Below are 6,597 nucleotides of genomic sequence, written 5' to 3' on the forward strand. Positions count from 1 at the left end.
ACATTATATAGGAAGAAAGTTTAAAAAATAAACGATAGAAACGATTAAAAATAGTTTTAACGAGGGATAGTTTGACTATCGAAGTATTTCCTGCTAAACTATTTTTATTGTGAATTAGATTAGTTAAGGTCGGTTTTTCCGGCCAGTTAAGAAAGGAAACCTAATGCCAGTACTTACAACGACTGAAATTATGGACCTCATCCCAAACCGTTATCCAATCCTCTATATGGATTACGTTGAAGAAATGGTTCCAGACGAATCAATTGTTGCGGTTAAAAACGTGACAATCAACGAACAGTTTTTCCAAGGACACTTTCCTGGTAACCCTGTGATGCCTGGAGTTTTGATTATTGAATCATTGGCCCAAGCAGCTTCAATCTTGATTTTGTCTTCACCACAGTTCAAGGGTAAGACAGCCTACATGACTGGGATTAACGACGCTAAGTTCAAGAAGATGGTCGTACCCGGTGACGTTTTGAAGCTCCACGTTACCTTTGGTAAAGTACGAGAAAACATGGGGACCGTTGAGGTCACGGCTAAGGTCAATGATAAGGTCGCAACCAGCGCGGAATTAATGTTCGTGGTGGCACCTGATGAGCACAAATAAGCTGGGTAGCCAGCTGGTGGACATGAAACAAGTCAACCAAGACTTGATGGATTTGTTCACCAACGTTGTTTGGGTCGAAGAATATGAACTCAAGCAAAGCCCCTTTCATGCCTTAACGGTTAAAGAGGTGCACACGATTTACGTTATTTCGATGTACGAGGAAAAAACAGCCTCGCAGGTCGCCAAGGCCGTCCATCTCAGTCCGAGTGCGATGACTACGGCTATCGACCGGTTGGTCGATAAAGGTTATGTAGAACGGCGTCGGTCCAAAGAAGATCGCCGAGTGGTTAAACTCGGTTTGACACACCAGGGTCGGGTCTTATACCGGGCGCACCAGCAGTTTCATTATAAGGTTGCTAAAGCTTTGATTGACGATATGTCGGGAGAAGAAGCCTTAGCCATGGAACGTGCGGTGCATAACTTACAAACTTATTTAAAAGCCTTGATTGAAAGTTAAGGCCTGAAGGATTGTGAGAAATTATGGAAAACATTAAGATTGTCACGTCGGCCATGCACGTGCCAGACAAGGTCGTTACCAATGATGACCTAGCTGAAATCATGGAAACGAGTGATGAATGGATTTATCCACGGACTGGGATTCACCAACGCCACGTGGTAACCGATGAGAATACGTCTGACCTAGCCACGGCAGTGGCGAAAAAGTTGTTGGACCAGGCCGGTTGGTCTGCTAATGACTTGGACTTCATCATTGTTGGGACGATGTCACCGGATGCCTTGTCACCGCATACTGCAGCGATTGTCCAAGGTAACATCGAGGCGCAAAATGCTTTTGCCTTTGATTTGAATGCTGCTTGTTCTGGTTTTGTTTACGGAATGTCAGTTGCTTCATCTTTCTTGTCTGCTGGGCGGTACAAGAAGGGAATGTTCATCGGGGCAGAAGTTTTGTCGAAGTTGGTCGATTGGAAAGATCGAACAGTTTCAGTTTTGTTCGGTGACGGTGCCGGTGGGGTCTTGTTAGAAAAGACAGACGCCCAAGTTGGTTTGATTGCAGAAGAATTGCAGTCATTCGGTGACCGTGGTGATGCCATCATCACAGGTCGCTTTGCTAACAAGAACGCCTTTACCGGAGAAATTTCAGAACTGGACCCATACTTCCACCAAGACGGTCGCAGCGTTTATGGCTTTGCCACTCGCGAAGTGCCTAAGGTCTTGGATAAGGCTTTGAAGAAGGCTGGTCTTGAGGCTGACGATGTTGATTTTTATTTAGCCCACCAGGCAAATAAACGGATTGTTGAATCAATGGCCAAGAACTTTGGCCAACCAATGGATAAGTTCCCAACCAACATGGAATTTTATGGTAATACTTCAGCCGGATCAACGGCGATTTTGCTTGCTGAGCTCCAAGCCAGCGGACAAATCAAGCCCGGTATGAAAATTGCCTTTGTCGGCTTTGGCGGTGGCTTGGCCATCGGTGTTCAAATCTGGCAAGTTTAAATTAAATAGTAATTGCGGTGTAGTAGACTGCACCGTAAAAATCAAACGTATTGCAATACGATATACCCTATAGGAGAGCATGCTCATGACTAACGAAGAAATTTTTGACAAGGTTAAGGAAATTTTGATCGACCAATTCGATTTGGAAGATTCAGAAGTTTCATTGACTACTAACATGACTGATGACATCGATGCCGATTCATTGGACTTGTTCGAAGTTTTGAACCGTGTCGAAGACGACTTTGACATCAAGTTGGAAGAAACTGAAGAAGTTAAGACTGTCCAAGACTTGGTTAACAAGATCAAGGATCAACTTGACAAGAAGTAAGCATCAAGCGGTTTTTTAACCGCATACATACTGGAAAACAAAATTAAGAGGCGGAATAAGATGACAGTTAGAATTGAAAATCCTATTTTTGACAAACTAGGAATGAAGTACCCCATTGTTGAAGGTGGGATGACATGGGCCGGAACCGGAGCCTTGGCTGCCGCTGTTTCTGAAGCTGGTGGACTTGGTTTTATCGGAACTGGGTACTGGCATGGTGATGAAGTTCGTCGCGAAGTTCGTCGGGCCAAGGAATTAACTGACAAGCCTTTCGGGGTTAACGTGATGTTGATGAGTCGTCACATCCGTGAAGTCTTCGACGTCATCTTGGAAGAAGGCGTGAAGGTTGTGGCCACTGGTGCCGGTGACCCCTCACCTTTCTTGGATGAATTACACGCCGCTGGTGTAACTGTTATGCCGGTTGTTCCTTCTCTCTCAATGGCTAAGATGATGCAACGTAAGGGTGTTGACGCAGTTGTTGCTGAAGGAATGGAATCAGGGGGCCACATCGGTCAAATGACAACCATGGCCTTGGTACCACAAGTTGTTGATGCCGTTTCAATTCCGGTGATTGCCGCCGGTGGAATTGCTGATGGCCGTGGTGTTGCCGCTGCCTTCGCCCTCGGTGCATCTGGGGTCCAAATGGGTACTCGTTTCTTGACTGCCCTTGAATCAGAAGTTCATCCAAACTACAAGGCCAAGGTCTTAAAGGCTCGCGATATCGATACCATTATTACTGGTAACATCGTTGGTTCACGTGTCCGGGTCTTGAAGAATAAGATGGCCAAGGAATACGTTAAGCGCGAAGTTGAAGAAATTGGTAAGCCAGAACCTGATTACGAAACAGTTGAAAAATTGGAATCAGGAACATTGCGTGCCGCCGTTATCGACGGAGACAAGAATGGTGGAGCCTTCATGGCCGGTCAAGTTTCAGGGATGGTGAACGACGAAAAGCCAGTTGCTGAAATTTTGGCTGAAATCTGGGCCCAAGCAACTGATATCATGGGCATCGAAAATACGACTAAATAATTGAGGTTTTCAAATGAAAGTTGGACTATTATTTAATGGCCAGGGTTCACAACAAGCTGGCATGGGGACTGATCTCTATGACAACTTACCTGGCTACCGCGCTTACATCGACCGCGCTTCTGAAATCTTGGGTTATGACTTAAACCAAGTCGACCAAGACGAAGAAAAAATTTGGCAAACGCAATACGCACAACCAGCCATTGTTGCCATGGACGCTGCTTTGGCAGCCGTCTTGAAGGATGCTGGACTAACAGACATCGTTGCCGGTTTGGGACTATCGTTGGGGGAATACCCAGCCCTAGTTGCCAATGGAATTTTGACTTTTGACCAGGCGATTGCCTTGGTCAAAGACCGCGGTGCTTATATGCAGGCCGTTGGTGATCAAAACCCTGGTAAGATGGTTGCGGTTTTGGATGACAACCAGGAAATGATTGTCTCTGTCGTGACTGACTTGCAAAAGCAAGGCTTAAAGGTCTATCCGGCCAACTTCAACACCTTTTCACAACTAGTGATTGGTGGGGTTGAAGCGGATGTTGACCAAGCTGTTGCCGCTTTGACTGATGCTGGTGTTAAGCGTCAGGTTGAATTGCCAGTCGCTGGGGCTTTCCATACGCCACTCTTGCAAGATGCCGCTGACCAAATGGCTGACCGCTTAGCTGGTGAAGACTTCGGTCAACCAGCCTTCCCGGTTTATTCCAACACAACCAAGACGGCCTTTGAGCCAGCAATGGTTGAGCAAACGTTGACGGACCAAATCGTTTCGCCAACTTACTTTGCCGATTGCTTGCAACAAATGGTCGATGCTGGTGTCGATACCCTCGTGGAAATCGGCCCAGCCGCAACATTAGTTAAATTTGCTAAGAAAATTGCTCCTAAGGAAGTTGCCCGTTATACGGTCACTGACTTAGCCTCTTATCAAAAAGTCGTTGAGGCACTCAACGAAGAGAAAGGATAAGGACTCATGGATTTTTCAAATCAAACAGTGTTCGTCACTGGATCATCACGGGGAATCGGCCTAGCCGTTGCCCACGCCTTCGATGACGCGGGCGCTCAATTAATTTTGCATGGTCGTTCACCAATCAGGGAAGAAGTTTTGAACTCTTTCAAGCAAAAGCCAATCGTCGTTCAATTCGACATTGCTGATGCTGAAACTGTTGAAGAAACTTTGAAGGACTTATACAAGCAGGAAGGTTTTGCCGGGATTGATATCTTGGTGAACAACGCCGGAATTACCAAGGACCAATTGGTAATGGGAATGACTGCTGCTGATTTTGCTCAAGTCGTTAATACGAACTTGAACGGAACCTTCAACGTTACTCAACCAGTCTTCAAGAAGATGATTCGTCAAAAGCACGGTGTTATCATCAACATGGCCTCAGTTGTTGGCCAAATGGGTAACATGGGTCAAGCCAACTATGCTGCTTCAAAGGCAGGAATGATTGGCTTGACAAAGACTTTGGCTAAAGAAGGGGCGCGTCGTAACATTCGCGTCAACGCCATCGCCCCAGGAATGATTGTTTCAGACATGACTGATGAACTTTCAGATAAGGCGCGCGAAGCGATCTTAAATGAAATTCCATTGTCTCGTTTTGGAACTGTTGATGACGTTGCCGATGTTGCCTTGTTCTTGGCAGGTAACGATTACATGACTGGACAAACCATCACCGTTGATGGCGGTTTACACATTTAATTAATTTGAGTACCACAGAAAGGAAACAGCAATGACACGAGTAGTAATTACAGGAATGGGTGCTGTGACCCCATTAGGAAACGATACAAATGCTTTCTTGGACGGCCTTTTCGCCGGGAAATTGGGAATTAAGCCAATTACCAAGTTTGATGCTTCAGAAACAGGAATCTCTGTTGCCGGACAAGTTGATGGATTTGATCCAGCAGCGCGTGTTGGTAAGCGTGATGCCCGTAAGTTGGACTTGTTCTCACAATATGCAATTGATGCAGCTTACCAAGCCTTGGACCAAGCTGATTTGTTGCCTGAAGAAGGTTCAGAAGAAAAGTCAAAGGTTGCTAACCCAGAACGCTTTGGTGTTATCTTGGGAAACGGTATTGGTGGTTTGACGACTATCCAAGAACAAGTTATCAAGATGCATGAAAAGGGACCACAACGAGTTTCACCATTGTTCGTTCCTGAATCAATTCCGAACATGGTTTCTGGAAACGTTTCATTGCGCTTCGGTGCCCGTGGTGTCAACTTCACTGTTGTCACTGCCTGTGCCTCAGCTACTAACGCCGTTGGTGAAGCCTTCTGGCGCATCCAATCAGGTCGTGAAGACGTGATGTTGACTGGTGGTTCAGAAGCAACTGTTAACGAAATTGGAATTGCTGGTTTCGCCGCTTTGACTGCTTTGTCAAAGGAAGAAGACCCTAAGCAAGCTTCAAAGCCTTTCGATAAGAACCGTCATGGTTTCGTCTTGGGTGAAGGTTCTGGTGTCTTAGTGATGGAATCATTGGAACACGCTGAAGCACGTGGTGCTAAGATTTTGGCCGAAGTTGTTGGTTACGGTGCTTCTTCTGATGCCTACCACATGACTTCACCAGCCCCTGATGGGGAAGGTGCAGCTCGTGCCATGAAGGCTGCCTTGGCTGATGCCGGCATCAAGCCTGAAGATGTTACTTACATCAACGCCCACGGTACTGCTACTGGTGCCAACGATTCAGGTGAAGCCGAAGCAATTGCTTCTGTCTTCGGTCCTAACTCTGTCTTGGTTTCATCAACTAAGGGAATGACTGGCCACCTCTTGGGTGCTGCTGGTGCCATTGAAGCCGTTGCTTCTGTTGGTGCTATTGACCGCGGTCAATTGCCAGTTAACGTTGGTTTCGACGAACCTGACGAACACACAAAGTTGGTTAACTTGGTTAACGACTCAAGCAAGAACACAGCCCCTGAATATGTTTTGTCAGCCAACTACGGTTTCGGTGGACATAACGCCGCTGTTGTCTTTAAGAAGTGGTAAGGGGAAGACCAACCATGAACTTAAATGTAAAAGAAATTCGCGAATTGATGGCGGACTTGGAAAAGTCTACTTTGCGTGATGTTTTGATCCAAGACGGTGACTTTTCATTGCACTTGTCAAAGAATGAAGAAGTACAAGCACCGGTTGCCCCAGTGGCTCAGGCGCCTGTTGCGGCTTCAACACCGGCGGTTGCTCCAGTTGCTCCAGCC

The 6,597-nt window shown here is 46.4% G+C and carries 8 protein-coding genes and 1 pseudogene; all 9 read left to right on the top strand.

All coding sequences use genetic code 11. The features are described 5' to 3' along the window. The first annotated feature begins 163 nt into the window (after positions 1 to 163). The gene (gene fabZ / locus AOQ29_RS01015) at positions 164 to 607 is read left to right on the top strand and encodes a 3-hydroxyacyl-ACP dehydratase FabZ (protein WP_061992697.1); all 444 of its coding nucleotides are present in this window, start codon (positions 164 to 166) and stop codon (positions 605 to 607) included. Then, a complete protein-coding gene (locus tag AOQ29_RS01020; RefSeq protein ID WP_061992698.1) occupies positions 594 to 1,064 on the top strand; it encodes a MarR family winged helix-turn-helix transcriptional regulator in 471 nt (156 codons plus the stop codon). The genes fabZ and AOQ29_RS01020 overlap by 14 nt, the downstream gene beginning before the upstream one ends. A 23-nt stretch (positions 1,065 to 1,087) precedes the next feature. Further along, entirely contained in the window at positions 1,088 to 2,062 is a 975-nt protein-coding gene (locus AOQ29_RS01025; RefSeq protein ID WP_061992699.1) for a beta-ketoacyl-ACP synthase III, read from the top strand. An 85-nt stretch (positions 2,063 to 2,147) separates the two neighbouring features. Then, positions 2,148 to 2,390 carry an acyl carrier protein gene (locus tag AOQ29_RS01030; RefSeq protein ID WP_047974605.1) on the top strand — a complete coding sequence of 81 codons (243 nt, stop codon included), beginning with the start codon at positions 2,148 to 2,150 and terminating at the stop codon, positions 2,388 to 2,390. 60 nt (positions 2,391 to 2,450) lie between these two features. Continuing rightward, entirely contained in the window at positions 2,451 to 3,416 is a 966-nt protein-coding gene (locus tag AOQ29_RS01035) for a DUF561 domain-containing protein (RefSeq protein WP_061992700.1), read from the top strand. Positions 3,417 to 3,429: 13 nt separating this feature from the next. Further along, entirely contained in the window at positions 3,430 to 4,371 is a 942-nt protein-coding gene (locus AOQ29_RS01040; RefSeq protein WP_061992701.1) for an ACP S-malonyltransferase, read from the top strand. Positions 4,372 to 4,377: 6 nt separating this feature from the next. Continuing rightward, positions 4,378 to 5,106: a 3-oxoacyl-ACP reductase FabG gene (gene fabG / locus AOQ29_RS01045; RefSeq protein ID WP_061992702.1), complete on the top strand. Its 729-nt coding sequence runs from the start codon at positions 4,378 to 4,380 to the stop codon at positions 5,104 to 5,106. Between the two features lie 31 nt (positions 5,107 to 5,137). Continuing rightward, entirely contained in the window at positions 5,138 to 6,388 is a 1,251-nt protein-coding gene (gene fabF, locus AOQ29_RS01050; RefSeq protein WP_061992703.1) for a beta-ketoacyl-ACP synthase II, read from the top strand. Between the two features lie 14 nt (positions 6,389 to 6,402). Beyond that, a pseudogene (locus AOQ29_RS07830) lies at positions 6,403 to 6,597 on the top strand (acetyl-CoA carboxylase biotin carboxyl carrier protein); the annotation flags it as partial.

Source organism: Fructobacillus ficulneus, assembly GCF_001047075.2.
GTDB classification, from domain to species: Bacteria; Bacillota; Bacilli; order Lactobacillales; family Lactobacillaceae; genus Fructobacillus; species Fructobacillus ficulneus.

What these genes read in the sequence shown, in the direction of transcription:
- AOQ29_RS01020 (WP_061992698.1), top strand. Translation starts at nt 594, where the DNA reads ATGAGCACAAATAAGCTGGGTAGCCAGCTGGTGGACATGAAACAAGTC.
- AOQ29_RS01025 (WP_061992699.1), top strand. Translation starts at nt 1,088, where the DNA reads ATGGAAAACATTAAGATTGTCACGTCGGCCATGCACGTGCCAGACAAG.
- fabF (WP_061992703.1), top strand. Translation starts at nt 5,138, where the DNA reads ATGACACGAGTAGTAATTACAGGAATGGGTGCTGTGACCCCATTAGGA.
- AOQ29_RS01040 (WP_061992701.1), top strand. Translation starts at nt 3,430, where the DNA reads ATGAAAGTTGGACTATTATTTAATGGCCAGGGTTCACAACAAGCTGGC.
- AOQ29_RS01035 (WP_061992700.1), top strand. Translation starts at nt 2,451, where the DNA reads ATGACAGTTAGAATTGAAAATCCTATTTTTGACAAACTAGGAATGAAG.
- fabZ (WP_061992697.1), top strand. Translation starts at nt 164, where the DNA reads ATGCCAGTACTTACAACGACTGAAATTATGGACCTCATCCCAAACCGT.
- fabG (WP_061992702.1), top strand. Translation starts at nt 4,378, where the DNA reads ATGGATTTTTCAAATCAAACAGTGTTCGTCACTGGATCATCACGGGGA.
- AOQ29_RS01030 (WP_047974605.1), top strand. Translation starts at nt 2,148, where the DNA reads ATGACTAACGAAGAAATTTTTGACAAGGTTAAGGAAATTTTGATCGAC.